This is a genomic window from Paenibacillus sp. MER TA 81-3, assembly GCF_023713585.1.
Classification (GTDB): Bacteria; Bacillota; Bacilli; order Paenibacillales; family Paenibacillaceae; genus Paenibacillus_B; species Paenibacillus_B profundus.
On the sequence record NZ_JAMAWB010000126.1, the window covers coordinates 1 to 266 of the forward strand.

Annotated in this window: 1 protein-coding gene; it reads right to left on the minus strand. The window is 51.9% G+C overall.

Annotated features, from left to right (window positions below):
• Positions 1 to 266, minus strand: a 266-nt coding sequence (locus M3650_RS31535) for an IS30 family transposase (RefSeq protein ID WP_251580307.1), incomplete at both ends; no start/stop codon positions are given.

The following is a 266-nucleotide window of genomic DNA, read 5'->3' on the forward strand; positions in this document are numbered from 1 at the left end:
TTTTTAGTGCCACGTACATCCGCGTTTTACGCTCAATGAAAGTTGCTACGCAGGCCTTACTTTTCCCTCGACTGGAGACGACCGTGTCGAGCTCCCAGTGGCCAAAGCTCTCTCGTTTGCGAATCCCTTTTGGTCGCTGGCTGATGGATGTACCCACCATAAATCGTCCGCGTGTTTCGACCGGCTTATGGCGCTTTCCTTTGTGCCGAAGCACCTGTAAATCTCCTGCTACAAGCCATCCAGAGTAGATCCAACGGTAGATCGTT